Below are 23,875 nucleotides of genomic sequence, written 5' to 3'. Positions count from 1 at the left end.
CTTAGTTTACCTCCACGTTAAAGTAGAATTTTTCTGCCGCATCCACAGGCTGTACGGCGAGATCGATTAAAAAGCCGTCGCGGTCTTCATTCAGCCCGATTGTAATGTCTTTGTCTGAATCAAAATTTGCGATGCCGCCCGCATCCTGAAGCGTAGTCAAATATTGAATGATCATCGTTTTGACGAATTGAAGGCCGTCATTTGTCGCAGGAAGATCGCTGCCCGTGCCTTTTTTCGATTTAATTAAGGCTTTCAGTTCACGTGTCAAATCGTTATTCACCGCATCAAGCACACGGACGATTTTGTTTTTCGCGAACTTTTTGTTTTTCTCTGCCGTAAATGTCACCAATGAGTTGATATCTTTTTCAACGCTGACTGACTTATCACGGGCATCATAAGAGAAAAGGAATTCACCTTTAGAAAGACGTTCGATCACTTCATCATGAGTCAGGCGGTGCAGCACATCGACGGCGCCTTCGTATTCAACGAATGTTAAGGATTGATTAAATGCGGCGCTGGCACTTGCGCCTGCCACCCAGGCGGTCGCATCTTCAGCTTTAATCTCGGTTCCGTCTTCCAGCAGCACACCTTCAGTAACATTGATAATGCCTTCATAATCTCCGCTGTAATGGGCGGTCACCCCTTGCACTTTCTGTCCCTGCGCATCGCGAAGGCGTTTAATGAATGCGGCAAATGTCGCTTTCAGCTGATCGTTTTCCGCGACAGGAAGAGCGATGACATCGAAATTCTCCGTTTCAGCCGCAGCTAAAAAATCCGTATAGTCTGAGTTGACCGGTGCTTTATCAGTTCCTCCCGCAAGACGGATGCCTGCCTGCGGGTTTAACGTTTCCCCGGATTCTTCTTCAGTGCCTGTCAGCGGGATGGAAGCCGACAGTTCGCCCGTTCCCGTGAATGTGACATAGCCGTTTGCTTTTAATTCTTCGGCTTTTTTCACCGTTTGTTTGTCAACTTCCGCTTCATCCATGTAAGTGGTCACATCGAAAGCGGTCTGATCAAGGACGTTTTCACTGATGCGGATGATGATGTCATTTCCTTTTGACCCGCCGTACAAAGCGGTTGCTTTAACACCTTGCGAAAGATCGGCGCTCGCTCTGATTCCCTCTGTCAGACGGTACATCAAAACGGTTTTTGCTTTCTTTTTCGCCTCACGAAGCAGAATCAGTGACGGATCTTCAATACTGAGCCCCACTTTTTTATTCAAATCTTCAATGCTTGAAATGGAAACGAATGTTTTCGCTTCCCCCCAACCGGATGCGACGGGGAGGGCGACAATCCCGCGTTCACCGATCGATACCCGCTCCTGGGCGGTTGTTTTAAAGTTAAAATAGATTCCGGCACGTTCTTTTTCTTTTCCTTGCGTAAATGTTCCGCCGTTCATTATTGCATGACCTCCTTGGTTAAAAATGCTTCAATGTAAGACTTGGCTTGCGCTTTTGTCATTTGTTTTTGCTTCACGCCGAATAAAGCCCCCTGGAGAATCTCAGGTTTTACGCCGAAAAGCTCCTTCGCGTGCTTTGTTAAATCCGCCGTGTCATAAAGAACCGCTCGTTCCGCCGCTGCGGCGTTTTTCTTTTTATGTTGTTTCATTTTTGTTTCACCCCGCTGTTAATGTCCACATCCCGCAGTGCGGGAGATGTTTGTTTCTGATAGTAGTAGCGGCTCGTCCAGCGGATTGTGATCACTGCCTCGCCTTTGTCTCCGACTCTTGTTTCGATACGGCTGATGCGGACGAAATCACCGGTATCCTCCCCTGATTCCGTTAGCAGCGGAATCAGCTGTCTTGATTCTCTCACCGCATCGGCGATCCGGTCGGCTGCATAGAGCGCCTGCACCGAGTCGGCATGGAACAGCTTCACATTCAGACTGTACGTTTTCCTGTAAGTGGAGACTGTGTCATTTTCGTCAAAAACAAATGGGGACGGAATGTATAGTGACGGCACCTGAAATTGTTCAGGCAGTTCATTTTCATATACGGGCACGCCGCACTGCTGATACAAAAAAGCGGCGATTGAACCGGTTTCGCGATTCATCCGATATCTCCCCCCAACGTGTTAAGCCACTGATCGAAACGCTTGTCCAGCGATTCGGCGAAGAGTGTTTCATACAAAAGAAGGGCTTTGTCCCAAAACCCATTCCCGCTGATCCACTGTTTTTTGAGCGCCATTCCCGTTGAAGCTGACGGATCATAGATGAACCGGGAGCCTTGAAAATACCCGGGCACCCATCTGACATTTTCATCTGAGACGGTCCAATGTCCGTCGTTTATGAATGAGGCGTACTCTGCATTGGTGCCGATTTCAAGGGTCAGTCCCCCGTTTTCAATGATCCATATATGATCCTGCGCTCCTTTTCGGAAAGAAGACAGCAGGCTTTCTGTATCAATCCCTCCCGAATGAATAAGCTCCTCCCGTACCAAGTCGAGAAAATCCTTCCCTGACTGCTCCAGCCATTCGCCTGCCTGTCGGGCAAATTCTCCGGATGATGCCTTTTGCAGCGACCGATTCCATTGTTCAAGGTTTTTTATGCTCATAGTCTGTCATCTCTCACAGCGATAACCTCCCAATGGTGCTGTCTTGCTTTCTTCGGCATTTCCAGAATATACGCCTGTCCTTCCCAAATGATTTTGTCATTGACACGCACAACGGCCTCTTTCGGAAAATGAACGAGAAACCGCTGATATACCTTATGATCAGGATCAAGCTGAATAAGCTGCTGCTGTTTTTCAACAAACAGACACGGCACGTCTTCAGCATCGGGAACTTCCCGATAAGAAAAGACAGGCTGGAGCTTTTCGGCGGGAATCCCGAAGCGTCCGGCCTTCGGAACTGACACCGTCTCATGATAAATATCGCATCTGTCAGTGAGCAGCCGTTCGTAGCTCATAACGGTCTCACCTTTGCGTTTGCAGAAACCGGGGAATAACCCGGCGCGATATATTCACAGAGAAGATGGCGCACAGCCGGTTTTCTGATCCCGCCTTCACCTGCCACCGTATAGGAATAGTCACCTATCTTTTCAGATTGATAGGCGGAAGCGGCTGCTTCATTCTGGTTGATCAGCGCAAAATATTGAGAAAGCTTTAATAACGCAAGCTTAATCTTTTCGGGAAGCGGTGAGTAAATAGGGTCAGTGAACGAATGCCCCGCCATTCTGGCCGCTTCCGCCTCCGCCTCCAGAATGTCCTGTATAAGAAGCGGCTCCGGCCTGTTTTTGACTTGATCATAAACTGAATATGAAACAACGTCAGACGGCTGAATTAACATAACTGCCACCCCCGTCTTATTCTTTAACGTTTACGATTTTGGCGCTTGCATCTTCTTCTTCAAATTTGCTGTCAAGTTTAGCCGTCAGTACGATAATAAATTTGCGGCTGCGAATATCTTTATCTACTTCGATTCGGATATTCCGTGAAAAACCGAGAATGATATTTTTCGGGTGAGTCAAAATGATGTCAGACGCATCGTACTGGGAGTCACCTTCTCCGACCGAGTACGGCTGCAGATTGGACACTCCTTTGACCGGAACGCCGAATGCTGAAGACAAACCGCCCTGCACCGCAAGATCCCCCAGATTGGTCTGACGGTCAGCCACACGGTCTTTCCATTCAATCTCCATGCCTTGAGATGTGTAAAATCTGAATTCCTGAGGCAGGCGCAAATATTTTGCCGGAATGGCTTTTAAGCCCTTTTTAAATGTGGCTCTGGACAGCTCTTCCCCGTTTCCGTCAATGACGTGAGATACAGTCTGCTTACGGATTCCGTCAAGCTGTGCCAAGTACGGATCAGAAGAAGATGTATCGCCGTTTACGACAAGCTCCTCAATATCGACTGCCGCCCGCTCCGCCAAAATCTGCATGATCGTCTGCTGCAGGCCGTCTTTTTCAATATTGTTTTCAAGCGTGTCATAGGTGATATTAATTTCCGCAATGACTTCTTTCGTATTCAGCTGCACCGTACTTGTTGCCGGGACGGTCAGCTGATCGTCAGTTAAGGCTTTTCCTTCCTCAGCGGCACGCAGAATACGCTGGCCGAAACCGATTTTTTCAAATTTCTGCGAGTCACTTTCCATTTGAATCACACGCGATTCGCTGAAAATGGTCGGCGTGTTCTGCACCATGCGGATAAATGCTGAAGCTTGTGCGGGGTTCATTAAACCGCCGCTTTTTAAAGCGGAAAGTGACATTTCCGCCTTTCTGATGATATCTTGATTTCTCACTCTACAGTTCCTCCTTCTGACTGGGCTTAAAGCAGTCCGCTCCAAATGGATTTTTTAACAGGCTCTTGGCCGCCCGTCTCTTCTTCCGGCTGCTTTGATGCGCCCCTTACTTTTTCAAGCGCTTCAATGCGTTTAATAATCGGCGCGAGCATGTCCTCAACAAGCGTTTTCAGCTTTTCTTCATCAGACGGCGCAGCCGCCCCGTCTTTGTCTTCCGTGTTTTGGTCCAAGCTGTCAAGCCGCTTTAAAAGCGGGTGCAGCGCGTGTTCAATCGATTCTCTTACGTCTTCTTTTCTCATCTTGTTCAAGTCCTCTCCCTTGCGGTTTCTTGATTTGCGGTCACGGTCGAGAAATTGCTTGACCGCGCCGAATAAGCCGGCTTGCTTTTCTGCCGGCTCTTCATAAACGTCAGCGGTTCCCGCCATGCTGTAGCCCGTAATGATACCGGCTTTAATCTGATCCCATACTTCATCGGAAGCTTTGGTGACAAGCACCCAAGATCCTTTCCGGATCACAGCATTCCCGATTTCAAAGTCATCCGGGGCAACGTACGACTCCACCACCTCGCCGGTCCCGCCTTCAAAATTATGATTTGTATCGATGTTGCGGGCGTCCGCCAAAAAACCGTGAGCGGCCTTTTCAATTTCTTCAGCCGTCATATAATCGCCATGGGCATCCGGGACATCCGGCTCGTAAACGATGCCGTAAACAAGCTTCTGCTCATCCGATTCGTTTTTTGTAAACACCTGCACCTTTTTTTCAAATGACGGAAGGCCTCCGGCTGATTTTGTAAAAAAGAATTCCGTTTGGTTCGCCGCCTTATCGACATAGCTCACAAAACTGATGACGGCATTTCTCAATTCTCTCGGCACGAGATGTTTTCACCCCCTTTCAGGATTGCTCCTTTTTCCCTTTCAGCACCGGCCGGCTGTAGTACTCTTCAGGCCATTCCTCAAGCGTCTTCCCGAGCACTCTTCCCGCCAGATCACGGAGGTCATTAGGAGAGACCGCACCGGCGGAAATAAATGGCGTAAGCACCTTCGCAATTTCAAGCGGATCGCGAAAATCAGGCCCTTTTAATGTGAGCTGTACATCGTGGAGACCCAGTTCAGGCAAAAATAACGTGTTGAGCTTATTAATCAGCGTTTTCCGCTCCGGCTGAAACACCTGCTCCTCCGTTATTTTCCGTGCCGTATCGGCGGTGGCTTTGTTGTATTCCTGCGCCTCGCCCGTGTAAAGCGGCGGGAGACGGAAAGCGGAACGGAGTTTATTTCTGCTCTTGTCGTCATATTCAAGAAACAGCGCATCATCCTGCAGAATTTCCGCAAGTGATTTAATTTCCACAGACACGGGCGTAATGTCTTCGCCTCCGTGAAGGTCTTTTTCCTTCGCAATGCCTTCCGCCTCAATCAGCAGAAATTTGTGGGCGTTTTCCACCCCTTCCAGGTCATTCATATAATCCTGGAGCTCTTTGTACGAGGTTTCTGACAGCATGCCGTTTTCAACCGTAATGGCGGCCGGCACGTGACGGCCCTGCTTGAAATACATAAAATTCAGTTCTTCCGCTTTCCGGGCGCCGTACAGATTGACGATATTGCCGACCCAGCGCGGAATTCCGTAAGTGCCGCTGCCGATTTTTAAGTGAATGGCTTCATTTGCCCGATATTCTTCAGACAGGGTCTTTACGTATTCGCCGGTTCTCATGTCCATCATGCGGGGATCGCCGTATTCTTTAAAAAACACTTTCCGACCGTTCAGTATCTGAACATATTTACGAAACCGTTTTTGCCTTTTAATCGTTTTGGATGCGCCGTTTTCTTCATATGAAAATGTAACTTCAACGGGATCAGTCACACCGCACACGCGCATATGTTTCACATCCAGATATTCAATCCCCGCCGGTTTTCCCGCCCCGTCCCGAAGCACTTCGAGAAAACCGTTGCCCGTTTTTTCGCGGTCTTCTATCGCATATCCGAGGATCGTCTCGGCCGATTCATCAAAATGAAGACATTTGTAAAAGCTCTCCAGCTTCATCCAGTTTTTTTCGGCCCGGGCCTTTTTTGTCGGGGAGCAATCTGGGCTATTTACATCAAAGGTATATTCCACATCGAACCCAAACCCCGTAATATTGACCCGATACGCGTCAATGCACTGCTGAAGAATCGTCGAATATTCGGCGATTGTTTTCAGTTCAATGAGATTATAGGGCGGTGAAATGATGTCTTCGCCGTACAGATCGGCAAATTGATCTTCGTTCATCTGCCTTGCCTGCGGCGCGGCCATTTTTGATTTAAAGACGGTGGCTCTAACGTTTTGATAGTTCGGCAACGCCTACCTCCTCCTTTCCCGATTCGGACGTCTCCGTTTTTGTGATGCATCTTTCAGATCCGCCGCGTCATAGTCATCCAGCGCATACCAAATGGCTGAAAGTGTGTGGGGATCAATTGAAAACTCATCTTCCGACAGAGCGCCGTTTTTGTTTTTTGCGTACGTTAAGTTCTGCAATTCGCGGATCGTATGTTGACAGCTGTCTGAGCAATAGATATGTTTGAACCGTTTCAGCTTTTTTGTATACTGAAGTCTTGAGCCCGGAAACTTTTTGGCCGCAACCATGCAAAAGCCCTGCCTGCGAAAATATTGGATGCTTTTCGGCTCAGCCGAATCCGCTTTGATCAGCTCTTTTTGATCCGCCAATTCCTGAAGCTCCTCAGCTGTCTGATCATCGGTCATTTTGTTTTTGTAATACTCCCAGAAAATATAAAGCTCTTTTTGATCCGGATCGACGGCAAGCCGGATGACCGCATTGTATGACTCTTCAAAACCGAAATCCATGCCCGTCCGAAACAGGGGGCGCCTGATGGAAGCAATCCGCTCCGTTACTTCGTTGTGCTCCATGACCTGAAACTGCGGAAACACGCGGATGCCGTTAACGCCGAACTGTCCTTTGCGAGCGATCCGGTATAAATCGGGATCGTAATGCCGTAAGCTGTCCAGCTGCTTAATATAGCTTTTCGGCAAAAACAGATTATCGCACGCTGTGGAATGGTGGTAATACGTATCTCCCTTAACGACGGTGCCTTTTTCATACAGCGTCTGATCATCCAATACGAACCGTTTTTTTTGGTCATCACGGAAAAAATGCCGGTACGTCCAATTGGAGGTGCCGACGGGATTTGTGGTGCATATCATATGAAGCGAAAGCTCGGGATGGCGCAGACGGCCGATCAGCTCCTTAAAGCCTTCATACTTCACTTCAGAGCATTCTTCAATCCAAATCAGTGAAATATGATGAATGGATTTCAATTTGGCCGGGTTGTCCATCCCTTTAAACATAATCCGGCTTCCGTTTGAAAATCTCAGCTGCATCGGTGAAGACACGGCCTTTACGGCATGTCCCAGCTCAAGCTCCCCGATAATATCTTCAAACAAGGCAAAAGTAGAATCTCTGTGCGTATCGAAAACTTCCCGCACGACAAGCGCCGTCCGCTTTTCACGAAGCAGCTTCAAGATGATTTTCAACGCGGTATGATAGCTTTTTGACGAGCCGTAGCCTCCGACGAGAAATTGGTACGTTTCATTCCAATTGAACAAATAATCTTCAAAGCGCGGGTTGACCGCTTTTTCAATCATGACCGTTCCTCTTTCCGCGTAATGACAATGTCAATCGGCTTTTGGCTGTCTTCTGTTTTTTCCATCTTCTGCTGTGCCAGCTTTAATTTTTCATTTTCGATTTTTTGTTTAAATTGATCGGGGAAAAGGTCAAAGTACAAGGACAGCTTTTCAAGAGCCTTCATCTTGTCGGCAAGCTTTATTGCAATGCCCTCTTTTCCGAGTTTTGCTTCTGTGACGATGGTTCCGTCCAGAAGGTGCGAATCTTTAACGTCAACGTAGCTGATCTCCTGCATAATCGGATTATCATTTTCGTCAAAGAGCGGCCCTGATTTTCCGAAGGCCTGAACCTCTTTTTTTCCGAAGGTTACATAATCGGTAATGTCGGCGAAAGCGATTTTCACATAGACTTGAAGAACGTCCATCGCTTCGACAAACACTTTATTGACCATTTCCTTTTTCATGCGGCTGATTTCTTTGGCGACTTTTCCGTTTTTTAACAGCCTGCTTCCCGTCACATGCGCGCTTTCCGGTGAATACCCGGCTTTTATCGCAGATTGGGTGGCGTTAAAGCTTTTCACATAATAAAGACAAAACAGCCGCTGGCGTTCGTTTAACTCATCACCTTCGCCCGGGTTGTTTTTTCCGCCGCTTTCCGCGTTCTTATGGAGCGCCTCGTCCCAGCGCCCTTCTTTTTTCCATCTGCCGATCGTTCTTGCGGATACGCCTGATTTGCCGGCAAGGGCGCGATTTGTGATGCGGCCTTTATGAGACTGATAGATTGTAAATGCCTGTTCTCTTTTTGCGTTTTTCATGCTACGGCATCACCGCCACCTCCGACATGATTGTCTATAATAAAAAGCGGCTTCTAATCGGGCCGCTTTTTGTGATCGTCTGTTCACTTCTAGGTGGCAAACGTATGACAACTTATGAAGCAGGCGATTGATTTCTTTGTTCCTGCTGTTTTTGAATTTTTAGAAGCGCCCGTTTGACCGTCGTCTGTACGGTTGATTTCTTTACATTCAGCAAGGCGGCGATCCGTTCATATGAAAAGCATTCCGCTTTGTGGAGCAGCAGCATTTCTTTTTCTCTATCCGTTAAAACGGCTAATGCGTCCCGCAGTCTGATTCTGTCTTCTTCAGTCACATTCCCGGAAGGTTCAAACATCAGCGCCTGCGAATAGGTTTCTATAATTCTCGGATCTTTAATCAGCATTCTCTGATAAGCGTCTCTGCGGTCTATCGCTCTTCTTATGCCGGGCTGCCGGCCTTTTTCAAGCCATTCGATGACATATTCCACATCTGTAATGATTGTTCTGATGATTTTTTTATCTTTCAGTTCTTCTGAAGTAAGCACCGTTTCATCGGCTTCCTCCAGCTGCTTGTACCACTTTTTCGTCTCTTTCAGCGTGCGTTTATATTCAAATAGTAAGTCTTCCATGTAGATCCTCCTCTTTTTCGGAACAAAAAAAGGACACCAACCAACGCGCAGCATGTGCGCGATTGATCAGTGTCCGCAGGCTTTCCGTCTTGGACGTATTCTGTTTTTAATTCAATTTAAAGCCGATTTCATATTCGACCCGGGCCAGATCCCCTTTTCGCGTTTCGACAAGCGTTTTGCCGTGCTCCGGCGCTTCGGCGAGCCACGCTTCCTTCTTCAGTCCGTCTACAATAATCACCCGAACCTTGCCTTCTTCCAGCTGGCTTTTTAATGTTGTATGTTCAATGTCAGTCAGTTTTTTAGGATTCATGTTTTACGTCCTCCGTCTTTTTCAGGATGTTTACTTCATGTATGAGGCTTCCGAGCTGATTTATAAACGCTTCTTTTTCTTCAGAACTTTCTCCCCGGAGCAGGCGGAGAGCCGTTTCGGCCGCCTCAAAAAGTTCCGGGGCTTTCGCCATCAATGCCGCGTTGATCTGCTGTGAGTATGAACTTAAGTTGAAAACGGCCGCGATGAGCCTTCCGTTTGAATAAGGGAACTTCTCTTTATCCGCTTCGCTGTAAGCGGAATAAATGTAAATGGGTTTTTCTTCTCCGCTGTGTACGGCCCGCCATGGAGCGGGGCTGTGTTTTTCTTGCAATGGTTATCCTCACTTTCCATCAGCCTCATGCCATGCTTCAATTTGCTTTTCTATCCGTTTCGCCTTGAACAGCAGGCAAAAAAGCCATTTGATATATTTACACACGTGCATCAAGCCTCACTTTTGCGTCTTGAACCATTCGCTCAAGACGTTTAATGACCGGCGTTAAATCAGTGCCTGTTTTGCAGTTCGGGCAAGGGTGAAAGACAGCGCCGAAACCCGTTTCCGTCACAATGACCTTCTTCGGCCCGCACAGCTTACACATTATCTCGCCCCCTCTAATCTGTGGTTTACGTCAAATGAATTGCCATTAATGATGACTAAATAATCGCTGCACATCTCATAAATTCTTGTGCCCAAGGCTTCATCAACCTGCACCAGTCCGTCACAGGCCAGCTCGCTCGAGATAAGAACCGGCTTATGATTTAAATAGCGGTAATTCACGACGGCGTACATTTGTTCAATCTGCCAATCGGTCGCCCGGGGTTTTCCGTTCAGCGGTTTGAACAGATCGTCAATAAAAAGCACATCCGCCTGTTTCATACGGCCAAGCTTTGCATCAAGCAGATCAAAATCATTTTTTAAATCCGTAAAGCCCTCCACAAAAGGAAAATACAGCACCGGTGTCTGCTTCTGTCTCATGACATAATTGCTGAGAGCGGTCAAAAGATGGGTTTTTCCCGATCCCGGACGCCCTAAAAGGGCAATGCTGTTTTTCCGGCAGTTTTTAATCTTGTCGAAGTTTTCAACATATTCAAGGGCGCACTCATATGCGTCGACGACTGCCTGAGGCTTGCCCCGCGTGATAAATCCTTTGAAATCCAGCTTCCGAAAGGCGCCTGTAATCTCACTTGCACCAAGAATACGTTCTGCTTTTCGTTCGGCGGCGCAGCGGCACTTAACCCACACATCCATTCCCAGCTGGTTTTTGAGATAACCGCCCTGATCTTTACAGAGCGGACAGTCAAAGCGGCTTTCGTCTGATTCTTCCGGTCTGTCCGCCAGTAATGGACGTTTTCCGTTTTTCAGGTCGGCCAGTATCTGCTCGATCGTTCGTTTTGTCATGTATCGTATTCCTCTCTTTTTTTGTTGTGATTGTCCTTCCCGCAATTCGTGCATTCAAGCGGTCTTCCATATACTTGGCGCAATAGCTGAAAGCCTTGATCGTTTCAGCTGAAGAGGTGCGCCGCTGTTCAAAAGCGGTAAAGCATTCGCCGAGCCATTTGATTGCTTCTTGTGCTGACGCACCGAGGGAAACAATACGGGCGATGGCCTGATAATCCCGGGGCGAGGGGTATACGCTCCGCCCCTCCTGTGCAGACCTTAATCTGATAAAATGGGCGGCAATGTCGTTAATCGCTTCTTCAGCAGTATGATTTTTTGTTATATCTATTTCTCTCCGGACATTTTTGTCCCGGTGATCCGCCGATATTGTCCGGTCTGTGACTTCCGGACGGGTCAATGTCTTTTTCGGCGTGAATCTTTTCGAGTGCTTTACGGAGACGATGAGTCCGTAAGGGGCGCGGACGGTTTTGATATATTCATGCTGTTCCAAGCTCTCGAGCCACCGTCTGACGGTTTTTTCGCTGACGGCAAATACATCGGCCATTTCTTTTGCTTTTAAGGGCTTATGACCGAGGACGATCCCCCACTTTACGCCGTCTTTTACATGTTCCTTTGTCGTTGAGCTGATGAACCATAAAAACAGCCAAATAGCAGACCCTATTTTGTCGTAATGTTCTGAATTCAATAATCCGGAATAGATGAAAAATGGGTAGCTTTTACGATTCATATTGGACGTCTCCGTTTTTCTTCAGACTTATATAGCGTTCATACTGCAATCGGTTATCAAATCGGAATACCGGAAGTCCGCAAGCGGTAAAAGATATCGAACCGCCTGCTTTCCCTAAACATCTCTGGTCAGCCGGATTGCTGCTGAAACGGATGATTATCGGCTGCATCTCTCACCCTCCTGATCAATTTCTTATCGTATTTTGATACATTTTGTATCCTTATGATGTTGATTATATACGATACATTTCGTATCATCAAGACCTTTTTGATACTTTTTTTATCATCTCTTTATTTTGATACATTTTGTATCTATAATCATAAGTAACTTAGGGTGTTGAAAAAAGAGAGGTCATTCGGATGATAGGCGGAAGATTAAAGAGTCTCAGAGGAAAGAAAACGCAGGAAGAAGTCGCAAATCATATCGGTGTCTCGCGCGCCAGATATTCTCATTATGAAAACGGCCGATCTGAACCCGATTACGACACGCTGCAAAAGCTTGCGGATTATTTCAAAGTGTCGACTGATTATTTGTTAACCGGAAAAGAACCTTCAGATGAAGACATGTTTGCCGATCCCGACCTGCAGATAGCATATCGGGACATGCAGGACTTTTCGCCGGAAAGCAAGCAGCAGGCCATTGAATTCATTAATTATTTAAAAGAAAAAGAGAAAAACCGCAGGCCGAAACATAAATAATCCGCTCTTTTCCTTTAAATTGCTTAACGTTCAGCCGATATAAAAGCTGAATGTTTATTTTTAAAAGAAAAGGGAATTGATTCAAAGTCCGATCAGGGCTTTTCTTTCTCGCTAAAAAAGAACATATGTTCGAAAGGGTGTATTCAATTGGGCGATTTTTTAACACATCTTGAGGAATACGTCAAAAACTTATATTGCCGCATGGGAATGACCGCCCCTCTCCATATTGATATGCAGATGATTGCCAAGGAGCTTGACATTTGGATTCATTTTGAAGATACGCACAGTATGATGCTGAAGCGGGACGGCATGTACAGCATCGTCCTGAATCAAAAAAAGTCACCCGAAGAGCAATGGCAGGATTTTGCGCACGAACTGTGCCATGTGCTGAAGCATACCGGCAACCATTTTCATATGAACAAGCTGTTCAGGGAACTGCAGGAATTTCAGGCCAACCATTTTATGTACCACTTCTGTGTGCCGACCTTTATGCTGTTAAACATGGAGCTTCCCCAGCGGAGAAGCCATGCCGTTATTTTAATCGCAGCCGCTTTCCGGGTGACGGCATCATTTGCGGAAAAAAGGCTGGAGCTGTTTGAACGGCGTAAAGCAGGTATTCAATTTCAGAAGCGGCTCACTTGTCTGTTATCCGACAAGCGGCCGAATGGGTATTATGAAAGCGGACAGACACACTTGCATGCCGCTGAAGAAAAAACGCCGTATTTTATTGAAAATTAGCGATTCTCCGCCGGCAGAATGTCATCATTTTAAATCGCAGGAAAGGTTTTTGCATCATGACGCTGTTCTCACCGTGCTGCCCGCCAAGCACTTCTTGCGCCGCATAGCTCCAGTGAATGTAAAAACGGGCCCCCCTGTTCATTTATCATAAAAACCGGCCTTCACGGCTTCTACATACCGAAAAAACAGATCGGTTGGCGTATATTTTTCTCCCCGGCAGCCAAAATTGCTGAACAGCGCGTGTCTCTGCGCCGTGCTCACTTCCAATTGCAGCCCCATTTTCCTTTTTGTCCGATTGACAATGTTGCCGGGATTTACACCTGCCAGCCGATCATTCTTCTCTGTCAGCTCGGCATCAAATCCCGCTTCACGCAGCAGATCACAAATCAGTCTTGCTTTTTCCAGATCCGCGCCCCCGACGAGTGTATTTGCCTTTTTCAGATCATGATACCCGTGAAAAGCCAATCCGTAATGATGGGCGGTCACTTTTTCTAAAGCCAGGGGTTCGTCAAAGCGTGTGCTTGTCAAGTGGAGAGAACGGTTATTGCACCGCTTCGTCCCTTCAAATAAGTAAATTGAGCTTTGGTCAGAAAATGCCCGCACCAGCTCACTGACACCCGGTTCAATTCTCCCGCCGTGGGGAGCGAGGACGATACATTTACTTCCCTCTTTTTCTTCATAAATAATTCTGTATTCCGATTCAGCAGCAGAAAGGGCTGCGAAATTGTCATATCTATCTTTCATGTGTAACATGCTCTCCTTTTCCAGTCAGCATCAGTTTACTCTACTCATCTGGGAATGGAAACCTTTTTATAGTATGATTTGATAGAATACGTATCAGGGGGGATATATCATGGGGTTCATCAATGGATTGCTGGGCAATGCGTCGACAATATCGACGGCTGAAGCAAAAGCAGAACTGGCCCGTATTCTGCTGGAAGGTGAGAATGTCAACGCCGCATTTAAGCTCGTCCGAGATATCATTGTCTTTACGGATAAGCGTCTTATTCTTGTTGATAAACAGGGACTCACGGGGAAGAAAACGGAGATTCAATCCATTCCGTACAAGAGCATTTCCAGATTCAGCGTAGAAACCGCCGGCCGCTTTGACCTTGATTCAGAGCTGAAAATTTGGATTTCAGGCGCGGAACTTCCCGCTGTCTCAAAGCAGTTTAAAAAAGATGAAAGTATTTATGATATTCAAAAGGCCCTTGCCGCAGTTTGTATGTAAGAAGAAACGGAAGCCCGGGGAGCTTCCGTTTTATTGATTACAGTTTTTCTTCAATTTTCGCCTTCGTTTTCGGGCCGTAAATTCCGTCTGCCGTTAATCCGCTGACGGATTGAAAACGTTTTACGGCATTTGCCGTTTTCGGACCGTAAACGCCGTCCGCCCCATGATTTTTTGCTCCTTTATCGGGATAAAAATAAAGAGCGGATAAAGCGTTTTGCACTTGTTTTACGTTTGTCCCTTTCGTCAGCGGTTTCGTCACTTTGATCACACCGGATGGAAGCGGATAGAAAGACACAGCCTGACTTTTTGAAGAAGAACCCGTCTGAGCGAGCTTGATCACTTGTCCGACTGTAATGTGATTCGGATCGGTGATATGGTTGATGCTTTGCAGCGATTTTACGCTGACACCGTGCGATGCGGCGATTTCCGATAAGGTGTCGCCTTTTTTCACATGGTATTCAGACGCGGAAGAAGAAATAGAGGCTTTTTTCGCCGGCATACTTCCGCTTAATTTCTTTTCAATCTTCGCCTTCACTTCATCCCAGCGGCCTTCAGACAAAATGCGGTGCGGGCAGTACTTTCCGTTCCAGTCCTGATGCTTTCTGATTCTGTCAATCCCCCAGCCCCGTTCTTTCAAAAGCTGCGCCGCGAACGCAATCGCCAGTTCTTCTGCGGCTCTGTACCGTTCGCCGCCTGACTTGCTGTAACAGATTTCTATAGCAATCGACTTTCGGTTTCCGGTACCGTTCGTGCCGTCTCCCGAATGCCAGGCATTCCGGTCCAACGGAATTCCCTGGATCACTTCTTTGTCATCAACCGCAAAATGATAGCTCGTTGATTCGCTGTTTCCCGTCATATAGCTGATTTCATTAGCGGCGGATGCGTCGTTTGCCGTGTTATGAATGGTAATATACTCCGGCGTCATCGGATTCGGACATTTTAACGCATATTTATCAGCCGATACGAGCCGTTTTTTCACTTCAATCCCCACTCTTCATCTCTCCTTATGCCTTTTTCATCAATAGGTGGCATTCGTAGGACAGATAACTTGAGCATATAGACCCTGCATTCGGATAAAAATGGAATGGATACGCATGCAAAAAATAAGACCCTTCCAAAGAAGGGTCTTTATGTTATGTTTGGTTGCGCGCGGCAATATGGAATGTGCCGTCCGCTTGGTTTTCCAAATGGCTTTCATGGCCGATCACCTGTGTAAAGCTGAACCCGACAGCAACAAGCAGCAATCCTGACAACAGTTTAGATTTCATATAGACAATCTCCTCTCTGGATTTGTTTTTGGGCGTGCACCATTTTTTCATAAAACGTGAGCGCTTTTTCAGGCTGTCCGTGTTTCATGTAAAATTTGGCAGCGTCATGCGCCAATTCTTCCACATACGGATACAGCATGTGTTCTTCCAGAAAATCAAACGTGTGCCTGACGGATGCGTTATCCATTTCCTTGCCGTATAACGCATGTAAAAATTGGAACAGATTCACAAACAATTCATCATTGTATTCGCGGGCGATACTGAGCCCCAGGCGGTATTGCTTCTCTGCTTCGGCTGTAGTGTTCTGTTTATAAAGAACCTGTGTTAATGAGTAAATAGAATGCGGAAGATTATCGAACTTTTCTGACCTGCAAATGGAAACGGATGTCTCAAAATATTCGGCTGCTTTAGAGAGGTCTCCCATTTTTTCGTAACAGTTTCCGAGATTATATAAGGCTGAACTGATAAGACGGGGATTGCCTTCTTGTTTTGCAAGATCTAAAGCAAGTTCTAAGTGGGGCAATGCTCTTTCTGGATACTGCATGTCATCATAATTCCCTGCAATAACGAATTCACATTGGATTCTGCGGACGTTGTACGTCTCATACGATTGGTACGTTTCAAGGGCTTGAACGGCATAACTCATGGAGACGTAGGTTTGTTTCAGGTTGTAAAATATCTCGGCCATTTTAAAAGCAAACTCAGCTTTCTCGATGTCATCAGAAACGAGTGCAAGGTTTTTTTCAGCCCGTTTGTAATACATCATGGCGTTTAGGAACATTTTCTGTTTAAATTCGTACATTCCTCGAAAAAAATTAAAGTAGTAATCAAGCAGTCCTGTCAGTTTATACTGGTTGCCTTCAATGTCTTCCAATAATTCTGAAAACTCAGGCTGAGAAGGGTCCTCCTTTAAGGGCTTGATGTAATCCAGCATGACACGGTGTCTGAATTCCATTAATGAATAATACAGCAGCAGATCCTGATCTTCTTCCATATCCTCGATCTCTCTCTCTACTTCACGTTTGACGCGCTCCGCCTCAAGGACGTGAAACTGCCGGATATGGGTATACCATTCATTAATTTTGAGCCCGACAAAAGAGGACGGAATAGTCTGCTTCATCCTCAATAAATCCCCCCTTTTGGAATGACCGAGATATGTCATATTTTATCATATTTGCTAGAAAAAGAAGAACGCAAAAAGACCGCAATTGTCGAATTTCGGATATCCGCAACGATTTATCTCCGTCACAAGCTTATTGCTTGTTTCTTCCGTGCCGTTGATATAGCATATCCTTGCAGCTTTTATTCTGTATTAAATGGGGGTTTTCACATGACAGCACAAAATCAATTGGTCAGCCACTTTCTGTCACATCGAAACGTGACGATTGAACTGGCGGAAAAAATCAGCCGCGAGCATTACGACTACAAACCGGCAGAGACATCAATGTCCGCTCAGGAACTTGTAAAACACATCGTTTATTCTTTTCTTATGTTTGCAAACGTCATTAACGACGGAAACGGATCAGCCATCCAGAACAAACCGAAAGAAGAAGCGGAAACAGACCTCGTCAAACTGGCGGAAGCATGTACTGAAAAAACGACAGACATTCTGTCACAGCTGACTGAAGAGCAGCTGAACCGCGAAATTGACCTGACCGCCTCTTTCGGCAGAAAAGTGACCGGCGCTGCTCTCCTTCAGCTTGCCATGGAGCATGAAATTCATCATAAAGGCAACCTTTTCGTGTATGTCAGAGAAATGGGCCACACGGAACTTCCGTTTTATCAGCAAAAATCATAATCCGGCCATCCGCAGGTCTGCGACATAACAGCAGACTGGCGGATTTTTTTGTACTGTATAAAATTTTCCGAAAATTTAATTGATTACCGCCTCTTAATCATATATAATCTGATAAAAATAGTAGGATTATTCAGGAGGCACACAGATGACTGTAAGCATTGTGTTTATGGGTTTCTTTGTCGGAACGCTTGTCGGATTGACGGGTGTGGGAGGAGCGGCGCTTTTGACTCCTTTACTGATCGTTTTGGGGATCAACCCCTCAATCGCCGTCGGCACTGACCTTTTATATAACTCCATCACCAAACTGTTCGGTGTCGTTTCTCATTGGAAGCAGCGTACCGTTCAATTTAAACTTGTCGGCTACTTGGCGCTCGGGAGCATTCCCAGCGCAACAGCCGCCATCGGTGTTCTTCACTTGTTTCCCGCTTTTCACCAGCATCAGGAGCAGATTATCAAACAGGCGCTCGGCTACGTGCTGACCCTTGTCGCCATTTCCATTATCGCCCGCCTTTTTTTCGATAAAAAACTGCGGCCGAACCGCTGGCAGCAAAAAACGCTTGAAGAAAAGCGGACACTCATGATATTGATCGGCGTCATTTTCGGCTTCATCGTCGGCCTGACATCTATTGGGTCCGGCTCGTTATTTGCGATCGCCATGCTATACCTGTTCAGAATGAAAACGGCAGAAGTAGTGGGAACGGATATCGCACATGCCTTTCTGCTCGTAACTGCTGCCGGTCTGTTAAACGCAAGCTTCGGAAGCGTCGATTACCTGCTTGTATTGAATCTGTTGATCGGCTCTGTGCCGGGTGTGCTTCTCGGCAGCTTCTTTTCGCCGAAATTCTCACCGCGCCCGCTGCAATTTGTGATGGCGGCGATTATTTTAATCAGCGGAATAAAATTAATATAAAAAAGGCGGTCTGTTGTCAGATCGCCTTTTCCCTTATAACGTCACACCGGACTTAAAGATTGCAAGCTCCCGAAAATCGTTTTTTTCGTTATTGACGAATTCTCCGCTTGCAACTTTAATAATGTATTGAATAAAATCTCTTACAATGTGATCTTCTGTTGTTTGGTCTTCCGCCAATCTGCCCGCGTTGTAATCAATCCAATGAGGCTTTGATTGAAATAAATCGGTATTTGTTGATACTTTCACAGTCGGGACAAATGTGCCGAACGGCGTGCCTCTTCCGGTTGTAAACAAAACGATGTGACAGCCCGCCGCGGCGAGCGCTGAAGAAGCGATTAAATCATTGCCGGGCGCACTGAGCAGTGTCAATCCCTTTGTTTTCAGGGTTTCACCGTATGTCAGCACATCAGAAACCGGTGCAAGACCGGCTTTTTGGGTGCAGCCGAGCGACTTGTCTTCGAGCGTTGAAATGCCGCCTTCCTTATTCCCTGGTGACGGGTTTTCATAAATCGGCTGCTCGTGCTTCATAAAATATTGCTTGAAATCATTGATCAATCGGACTGTTTTATGAAACACTTCTTCGCTCGCCGCACGCTGCATGAGAATCGTCTCAGCGCCGAACATCTCAGGCACCTCCGTTAAGACCGTGCTCCCTCCCTGTGCAATCAAGTAATCTGAAAATCTCCCTAATAAAGGGTTTGCGGTGATGCCGGAAAAACCGTCCGACCCGCCGCATTTCAATCCGATGCTCAATTCCGACAGCGGAATCTCCTCACGTTTATCTCCCTTTGCCGCATGGTGTATCTCTTTAAGTAGCGCAGTCCCTGCTTCAATTTCATCTGTGACAGCTTGTGATTCGAGAAATTTCACCCGATCTCCATTCACTTCAGAAAGCATTTCCCTAATCGCCGCCAGCTCATTATTTTCACAGCCGAGCCCTAAAACCAGCACACCGCCCGCATTTGGGTGACGGATGGCGTTAATCAGCATTTGTTTCGTATTCTCATGATCATCGCCAAGCTGGGAGCAGCCGTATTGGTGCTTTAAAACCAGCACATTGTCAAAGGGCGCAATGTCTTTCGCCTCTTTTACGAAGCGCTGCAGGATTTTCTCAGCGACGCCGTTTACGCAGCCGACTGTAGGCACGATCCACAGTTCATTCCGGACGCCGGATGTACCGTTTTCTCTTTTGTAGCCTTTAAATGTCCGGTTCTCATTTGTAAAAGGATTGTCCTCGAAGCGCGGTGAATACGTGTATTCTTGCACATCGGATAAATTCGTTTGCAGATTATGGGTATGAATATGCTCGCCGGCCGAAATCCGCCTTGTCGCACGCCCGATCGAAAAACCGTATTTAATGATGCTGCCGTTTTCTTCAATGGTTTGCAGCGCGATTTTATGCCCCCGCTTTACAGGGTCCTTCACTTCAATCGTCAGTCCGTCTGTATGCAGCCGCTCCCCTTTGTTAAAATGGCGCATGGCGAGAAGCACGTTATCGTTTTTATGGATTTTTATGACCTCTTTCATTTTACTTCCCCCTTTTTGCCTCAGCATTCATGTAACGCATGCTTCATACCCCGCTTATGAATGACAGACAGAAAATAAGCCGTTCGTTCAGTCAGCCCCGGAAGATGATTCAGGTTCTTCCCCCACAGTCGCTCTTCTCCTAATATAGAAGATGCCGCTTGAAACATATCATCTTTGCAACGGGACCGCGCCATTTGGAAACGGTTAAGAACCTCCTCGCCGTCAGCCGGTTTGTTCGGTCCGTTCCAGTATGAATAGATCATGGCGCTGAACGAAAATACCAGCTTCTCAGGTAGCCGGCCCTCCTGTTCGATATAAGCCTTCAGCGTCGGCAGGTTTCTTGTTTTGAATTTCGCGGCGGCGTTAAGGGTAATGCTTTGCAGATAATGTTGGATATAAGGGTTTTTAAACCGCTGTAACACATCTGCCGCGTATTGGGTGACACCCTCCATTTGCAGCACAGGGAGGATTTCTTCATTGATCAGCTCTTCGATGAATCTGCCCGTCACCTCGTGCTCAGCCGCTTCCCGGACGGTTTGCAGTCCGTATAGTAAAGCCACTGGCGCCAATGCCGTGTGAGCGCCGTTTAAGATTCTCACCTTTTTTGTCCTGTAAGGCGTAAGGTCAGACGTGATCAGTGCGTTCAGCCCGGCCTCAGCAAAAGGAAGCTCATTCTGAAGCTGTTCCGGCCCTTCTATCACCCACAAATAATAATGCTCACCGACCACAAGCAGACGGTCTTCGTATCCGAGAAAATCGGTAAGTTCTTCCGCGGTATCAACAGGAAATCCGGGAACAATCCGATCCACGAGAGTATTGCAGAAGATGTTCGCGTCATGAATCCATTGAGTAAAATCAGGCTCCAGCTCCCACAGCCCGGCATATTGAAGCACGGCAGCCTTCAGTTTCCGTCCGTTTTCTTCGACCAGTTCACATGGAAGCACAATGCACCCTTTCTCGGTGTCACCCGCAAATGCCTTATAGCGAAAATAAAGGAACGCCGCTAATTTCCCGGGGAATGTTTTTTGAGGTCTATCCTCAAGCCGGTCGCCTGTCTCAAACGTAACTCCCGCTTCCGTCGTATTGGAAATGATAAAACGAAGCTCCTCTTGTGCTGCCAGCCGTTTAAAGGAATCATAGTCAGAAAAAAGATCAATGCCGCGGCTGATAGATTTGACGATCATGTGTTCTTCAGCCGGTTTTCCGTCCTTTATCCCCTGCAAAAAAAGCGTAAACAAACCGTCCTGCTCGTTTAAACGTTTTATTTTCTCAGAGCCTCTCGGCTGTACAGCGACAACGCTTCCATTAAAATCCGTCAATTGATTCATTTGATCGATCTGCCAGTCTGCGAAGGCCCGCAAAAAGTTGCCTTCGCCGAACTGAAGGACTTTTTCAGGATATTGAATGTATTCACCGCACATCTTTTTATTCAGCTGACGCAAGCTGTCCGCCTCCTTCTGCATTTATGCACACGTTAACATTTTTCTGTACGAAAACCCGGATAATCAGACGGGCCGTTATGTGAGTTTTTTAATTGAATCTCTTATCATCACCTCGGTGTTTTCGTATATTTTTTCCGCCGCCGTATCCGGGTCGGCGATTAGCGCCAAAATCTTCTCTGCGCCGAGTATGCTGATGTTTTCAACCGGGCGTTTTACTGTCGAAAGCCTCGGCGTCATGTATTGCGAAATGCCGATGTCATCAAACCCGATAACGGATATATCTTCCGGAACGTTCAGGCCTTTGGCGAAAATGGCATTCATCGCCCCGATCGCCATATCATCGTTTGAACAAAAAACAGCCGTAGGCGGTGATTGAAGCGCCAAGAGTTTTTCCATCGCCTGACTGCCGCTTTCCATATCATAGCGGCCTTTTACACTGTATTCATGCTTAATCGGAATAGAATGATCAATTAAAGATGTCAAATAGCCTTCTTTCCGCTGAGAAGTTGACCTGAATCCTTCCTTTCCCTCAATGATCGCGATATCTCTGTGTCCGTTTGCGATCAGGCAGTCGACCGCCTGTCTGGAGCCTTCTTTATCGTTTGACAGGATATTCGTGATGCTCCGGTCATCAATGTCCCGGTTCAGCACGACGAGCGGGATGTTTTTCTCGCGAATATGATAAATAAATGAATTATCACTGTCGCTTTGGCTCATTAAAATGATTCCGTCATACCTCATGGGCGTAATGGTTTCAAAGCTTTTCAGGTCGTCAATCGCGCGAACGAACAAATTGTATTCCTCACTGATTGTGCGGTTTACACCTTTGATGGTATCGGAAAAAAAGCTGTGTGAGGTTCCGTTTGTGATGCTTGTAAAAAACAGTCCGATCGTATGGGACTTTTGCATGGCAAGGCTTTTTGCATTTACATTCGGTGTGTAATTCAGCTGTGAAGCGAGCGCTAATATTTTCTGTTTTGTATGCTCTTTAATGTAGGGGCTGCCGTTAAGTGCCCGGGATACGGTGGTGTGGGATACGTTGGCGAGTTTTGCGATATCTTTTATGGTTACCATCGTTTTTCCTTTCTTTCTGTATGCTGTCATTTATTTCTATTGTACCATTAACGGACAGTCCATAAAATCACTAAAGTTGAGGTTTTGCATGATGTAAGTCCTGAACGAGCTCGGCATGCTGCCGGTCCGTCAGCTTATACATCAAACCGATAATCAGCATGGCGCACGCTAAAGCGAAAGCCGGGTACAGCAGCAGAAGCCCTTTAATCCCGATTAACGTGCCTTTTGTCTGAGATGCATTCGGGATATAGCCGATAACGCTCAGCCCGATGCCTGAAAGAAAACCTGATAAAGATTGGGCGAGTTTTCTGGAGAAGTTGAAAAGCGAATATGTCGTCGCCTCCTTCCGTTCACCCGTCTTCCATTCTCCGTAATCAATAATGTCCGACACAAGCGCCCACGTAATGCCGTTTGGTATGCTGATCCCGATAAAAGCAATGCTCGCTAACGCCGTAAAGATATATACATTTGACGGGAGACAGAAATTCAGCGCATCAGCCGCGGCGCTGACGGCAAAACCGATCATCACCGTTTGCTTTTTTCCGAAGCGTTTGACGAGTTTCGGCATAAACAAAACACCTAAAAATGAAGAACCGATGATGATAAAACTCATGTAGGACATCAGCTCCGCATTGTTGAGATTGTACTGGGCGAAGTAAACAAGCATAGCGGATTTAATGTTATATGCCGATATTGAGAAAATCGTCATGAAAACGACGGTCAGAAGCGGTTTGTTGCCGATAAAGCATTTGAAAACCGACATGACGGACAGCTTTTCTTTCGGCGCTTCACGGACGATAATTCTTTCTTTGCAGTTTCGGTAGCAGATCATAAATCCCGCGATTCCGATTACGGCCATCATCCCCATGACTGCCGGGTAGCCGATGTGAACGTTATCAAAATGAACGAGAATCGGGATGACGATGACACTTGTAATGAGCAGCGCGCCGAGGGAGCCGATCTGGCGGAATGCAGAAAGCGCCGTTCTGTCCTCCGCATCCTGTGTAATGGCCGCGCCGAGGGAGCCGTACGGAATATTGACGAAAGAATAAGCGACCCCCCACAGCATGTAAGAAGCATAGGCGTACACAAGCTTCCAGGTGACGCTCACGTCCGGTGACACAAAAATCAATACGGTCATGACCGCAAGAATAATACTTCCGAATAATAAGTACGGCCTGAATTTACCCCGGGGTCCGATCTTTTTTCTGTAGTCAATGGCCGAGCCGACAATCGGATCAGTCAAAGCCGCAAACAGCTTGCTGACCAAAAAAATACTGCCGGCGAACGCTGCCGGAATGCCTGCGACATCTGTGAAAAACTTCAGCAAATAGATCTGCCCGAGATCAAACATAAATCCGTTCCCAAAATCTCCAAATCCATAGGATACTTTTTCTTTCAGACTCAGCTTATGCTCCTTCACTTTTGCGGCAGATGCTGTCACGACAGGCACATTACTCATAGGCCACCT

The 23,875-nt window shown here is 46.8% G+C and carries 31 protein-coding genes; 5 read left to right on the top strand and 26 right to left on the bottom strand.

Annotated features, from left to right (window positions below; all coding sequences use genetic code 11):
- Window position 1: 1 nt before the first annotated feature.
- The 18 genes from RUW00_RS00355 to RUW00_RS00270 all read right to left on the bottom strand — a co-directional run bounded on the left by RUW00_RS00355 (window position 2) and on the right by RUW00_RS00270 (window position 11,887).
- Window positions 2-1,399, bottom strand: a complete 1,398-nt coding sequence (locus RUW00_RS00355) for a phage tail sheath family protein (protein WP_007610810.1) — start codon at window positions 1,397-1,399, stop codon at window positions 2-4.
- Complete coding sequence (locus RUW00_RS00350) at window positions 1,399-1,608, bottom strand: YqzN/YkzM domain-containing protein (RefSeq protein WP_007610809.1); 210 nt, start codon at window positions 1,606-1,608, stop codon at window positions 1,399-1,401. The genes RUW00_RS00355 and RUW00_RS00350 overlap by 1 nt, the downstream gene beginning before the upstream one ends.
- Window positions 1,605-2,051, bottom strand: a complete 447-nt coding sequence (locus tag RUW00_RS00345; RefSeq protein WP_095271599.1) for a phage portal protein — start codon at window positions 2,049-2,051, stop codon at window positions 1,605-1,607. Before RUW00_RS00345 ends, RUW00_RS00350 begins: the two co-directional genes overlap by 4 nt.
- Complete coding sequence (locus RUW00_RS00340) at window positions 2,048-2,551, bottom strand: HK97 gp10 family phage protein (RefSeq protein WP_280145041.1); 504 nt, start codon at window positions 2,549-2,551, stop codon at window positions 2,048-2,050. Before RUW00_RS00340 ends, RUW00_RS00345 begins: the two co-directional genes overlap by 4 nt.
- Complete coding sequence (locus RUW00_RS00335; RefSeq protein ID WP_022553487.1) at window positions 2,548-2,904, bottom strand: DUF3599 family protein; 357 nt, start codon at window positions 2,902-2,904, stop codon at window positions 2,548-2,550. The genes RUW00_RS00340 and RUW00_RS00335 overlap by 4 nt, the downstream gene beginning before the upstream one ends.
- The gene (yqbG, locus tag RUW00_RS00330) at window positions 2,901-3,284 is read right to left on the bottom strand and encodes a protein YqbG (protein WP_021494026.1); all 384 of its coding nucleotides are present in this window, start codon (window positions 3,282-3,284) and stop codon (window positions 2,901-2,903) included. Before yqbG ends, RUW00_RS00335 begins: the two co-directional genes overlap by 4 nt.
- Window positions 3,285-3,300: 16 nt before the next feature.
- Window positions 3,301-4,236: a phage major capsid protein gene (locus tag RUW00_RS00325; RefSeq protein ID WP_280145040.1), complete on the bottom strand. Its 936-nt coding sequence runs from the start codon at window positions 4,234-4,236 to the stop codon at window positions 3,301-3,303.
- Window positions 4,237-4,262: 26 nt separating this feature from the next.
- A complete protein-coding gene (locus tag RUW00_RS00320; RefSeq protein ID WP_015417286.1) occupies window positions 4,263-5,108 on the bottom strand; it encodes an XkdF-like putative serine protease domain-containing protein in 846 nt (281 codons plus the stop codon).
- A gap of 19 nt (window positions 5,109-5,127) precedes the next feature.
- Entirely contained in the window at window positions 5,128-6,519 is a 1,392-nt protein-coding gene (locus RUW00_RS00315; RefSeq protein ID WP_089072483.1) for a phage portal protein, read from the bottom strand.
- A gap of 48 nt (window positions 6,520-6,567) precedes the next feature.
- Window positions 6,568-7,866 (bottom strand): PBSX family phage terminase large subunit, encoded by a 1,299-nt coding sequence (locus RUW00_RS00310; RefSeq protein ID WP_007407277.1) that lies wholly within the window; start codon window positions 7,864-7,866, stop codon window positions 6,568-6,570.
- On the bottom strand, window positions 7,863-8,660 hold the full coding sequence (locus RUW00_RS00305; RefSeq protein WP_072177407.1) for a terminase small subunit: 798 nt from the start codon (window positions 8,658-8,660) through the stop codon (window positions 7,863-7,865). Before RUW00_RS00305 ends, RUW00_RS00310 begins: the two co-directional genes overlap by 4 nt.
- A gap of 112 nt (window positions 8,661-8,772) precedes the next feature.
- Entirely contained in the window at window positions 8,773-9,285 is a 513-nt protein-coding gene (locus tag RUW00_RS00300) for a sigma-70 family RNA polymerase sigma factor (protein WP_007407279.1), read from the bottom strand.
- A gap of 106 nt (window positions 9,286-9,391) precedes the next feature.
- Entirely contained in the window at window positions 9,392-9,595 is a 204-nt protein-coding gene (locus tag RUW00_RS00295) for an XtrA/YqaO family protein (protein ID WP_003154859.1), read from the bottom strand.
- Window positions 9,585-9,926, bottom strand: a complete 342-nt coding sequence (locus RUW00_RS00290) for a phage portal protein (protein WP_280145039.1) — start codon at window positions 9,924-9,926, stop codon at window positions 9,585-9,587. Before RUW00_RS00290 ends, RUW00_RS00295 begins: the two co-directional genes overlap by 11 nt.
- Before the next feature lie 97 nt (window positions 9,927-10,023).
- A complete protein-coding gene (locus RUW00_RS00285) occupies window positions 10,024-10,191 on the bottom strand; it encodes a hypothetical protein (protein ID WP_015239675.1) in 168 nt (55 codons plus the stop codon).
- On the bottom strand, window positions 10,191-10,991 hold the full coding sequence (locus RUW00_RS00280) for an ATP-binding protein (protein WP_280145038.1): 801 nt from the start codon (window positions 10,989-10,991) through the stop codon (window positions 10,191-10,193). Before RUW00_RS00280 ends, RUW00_RS00285 begins: the two co-directional genes overlap by 1 nt.
- A complete protein-coding gene (locus RUW00_RS00275; RefSeq protein WP_280145037.1) occupies window positions 10,891-11,718 on the bottom strand; it encodes a phage portal protein in 828 nt (275 codons plus the stop codon). The genes RUW00_RS00280 and RUW00_RS00275 overlap by 101 nt, the downstream gene beginning before the upstream one ends.
- On the bottom strand, window positions 11,708-11,887 hold the full coding sequence (locus tag RUW00_RS00270; RefSeq protein ID WP_014417518.1) for a hypothetical protein: 180 nt from the start codon (window positions 11,885-11,887) through the stop codon (window positions 11,708-11,710). Before RUW00_RS00270 ends, RUW00_RS00275 begins: the two co-directional genes overlap by 11 nt.
- Before the next feature lie 190 nt (window positions 11,888-12,077).
- Here RUW00_RS00270 and xre point away from each other — a divergent pair, with 190 nt between their 5' ends.
- Both xre and RUW00_RS00260 read left to right on the top strand, forming a co-directional pair.
- Window positions 12,078-12,416 carry an HTH-type transcriptional regulator Xre gene (xre, locus tag RUW00_RS00265; protein WP_003154871.1) on the top strand — a complete coding sequence of 113 codons (339 nt, stop codon included), beginning with the start codon at window positions 12,078-12,080 and terminating at the stop codon, window positions 12,414-12,416.
- A 147-nt stretch (window positions 12,417-12,563) separates the two neighbouring features.
- Complete coding sequence (locus RUW00_RS00260) at window positions 12,564-13,154, top strand: ImmA/IrrE family metallo-endopeptidase (RefSeq protein WP_014417517.1); 591 nt, start codon at window positions 12,564-12,566, stop codon at window positions 13,152-13,154.
- 138 nt (window positions 13,155-13,292) lie between these two features.
- Here the strand turns inward: RUW00_RS00260 and RUW00_RS00255 are convergent, their stop codons facing one another.
- Window positions 13,293-13,898: a poly-gamma-glutamate hydrolase family protein gene (locus tag RUW00_RS00255; RefSeq protein ID WP_017417601.1), complete on the bottom strand. Its 606-nt coding sequence runs from the start codon at window positions 13,896-13,898 to the stop codon at window positions 13,293-13,295.
- A gap of 109 nt (window positions 13,899-14,007) precedes the next feature.
- On the opposite strand from RUW00_RS00255, the gene RUW00_RS00250 reads away from it, so the two are divergent.
- Entirely contained in the window at window positions 14,008-14,385 is a 378-nt protein-coding gene (locus RUW00_RS00250; RefSeq protein WP_007610770.1) for a PH domain-containing protein, read from the top strand.
- A gap of 37 nt (window positions 14,386-14,422) precedes the next feature.
- Here the strand turns inward: RUW00_RS00250 and RUW00_RS00245 are convergent, their stop codons facing one another.
- From RUW00_RS00245 to RUW00_RS00235, 3 genes are all read right to left on the bottom strand, one after another.
- A complete protein-coding gene (locus tag RUW00_RS00245; protein WP_280145036.1) occupies window positions 14,423-15,376 on the bottom strand; it encodes an N-acetylmuramoyl-L-alanine amidase in 954 nt (317 codons plus the stop codon).
- A gap of 142 nt (window positions 15,377-15,518) precedes the next feature.
- A complete protein-coding gene (locus RUW00_RS00240; protein ID WP_003154881.1) occupies window positions 15,519-15,653 on the bottom strand; it encodes a PhrA family phosphatase inhibitor in 135 nt (44 codons plus the stop codon).
- Window positions 15,643-16,779, bottom strand: a complete 1,137-nt coding sequence (locus RUW00_RS00235) for a Rap family tetratricopeptide repeat protein (RefSeq protein WP_087920760.1) — start codon at window positions 16,777-16,779, stop codon at window positions 15,643-15,645. Before RUW00_RS00235 ends, RUW00_RS00240 begins: the two co-directional genes overlap by 11 nt.
- A gap of 204 nt (window positions 16,780-16,983) precedes the next feature.
- Here RUW00_RS00235 and RUW00_RS00230 point away from each other — a divergent pair, with 204 nt between their 5' ends.
- Both RUW00_RS00230 and RUW00_RS00225 read left to right on the top strand, forming a co-directional pair.
- Window positions 16,984-17,451 (top strand): DinB family protein, encoded by a 468-nt coding sequence (locus RUW00_RS00230; RefSeq protein ID WP_021494037.1) that lies wholly within the window; start codon window positions 16,984-16,986, stop codon window positions 17,449-17,451.
- A gap of 145 nt (window positions 17,452-17,596) precedes the next feature.
- The gene (locus RUW00_RS00225) at window positions 17,597-18,361 is read left to right on the top strand and encodes a sulfite exporter TauE/SafE family protein (RefSeq protein ID WP_007610763.1); all 765 of its coding nucleotides are present in this window, start codon (window positions 17,597-17,599) and stop codon (window positions 18,359-18,361) included.
- 33 nt (window positions 18,362-18,394) lie between these two features.
- Here RUW00_RS00225 and RUW00_RS00220 read toward each other — a convergent pair whose 3' ends face one another.
- The 4 genes from RUW00_RS00220 to RUW00_RS00205 all read right to left on the bottom strand — a co-directional run bounded on the left by RUW00_RS00220 (window position 18,395) and on the right by RUW00_RS00205 (window position 23,866).
- Complete coding sequence (locus RUW00_RS00220; RefSeq protein WP_280145035.1) at window positions 18,395-19,888, bottom strand: UxaA family hydrolase; 1,494 nt, start codon at window positions 19,886-19,888, stop codon at window positions 18,395-18,397.
- 20 nt (window positions 19,889-19,908) lie between these two features.
- Complete coding sequence (locus RUW00_RS00215) at window positions 19,909-21,330, bottom strand: tagaturonate reductase (protein WP_280145034.1); 1,422 nt, start codon at window positions 21,328-21,330, stop codon at window positions 19,909-19,911.
- Between the two features lie 75 nt (window positions 21,331-21,405).
- Entirely contained in the window at window positions 21,406-22,404 is a 999-nt protein-coding gene (locus RUW00_RS00210) for a LacI family DNA-binding transcriptional regulator (RefSeq protein WP_014417511.1), read from the bottom strand.
- A 70-nt stretch (window positions 22,405-22,474) separates the two neighbouring features.
- Window positions 22,475-23,866: an MFS transporter gene (locus RUW00_RS00205; RefSeq protein WP_209388133.1), complete on the bottom strand. Its 1,392-nt coding sequence runs from the start codon at window positions 23,864-23,866 to the stop codon at window positions 22,475-22,477.
- Window positions 23,867-23,875: the final 9 nt, after the last annotated feature.

Source organism: Bacillus sp. IS1 (assembly GCF_032461585.1).
GTDB classification, from domain to species: domain Bacteria; phylum Bacillota; class Bacilli; order Bacillales; family Bacillaceae; genus Bacillus; species Bacillus velezensis.
This window is presented reverse-complemented; position numbering and strand designations above follow the sequence as displayed.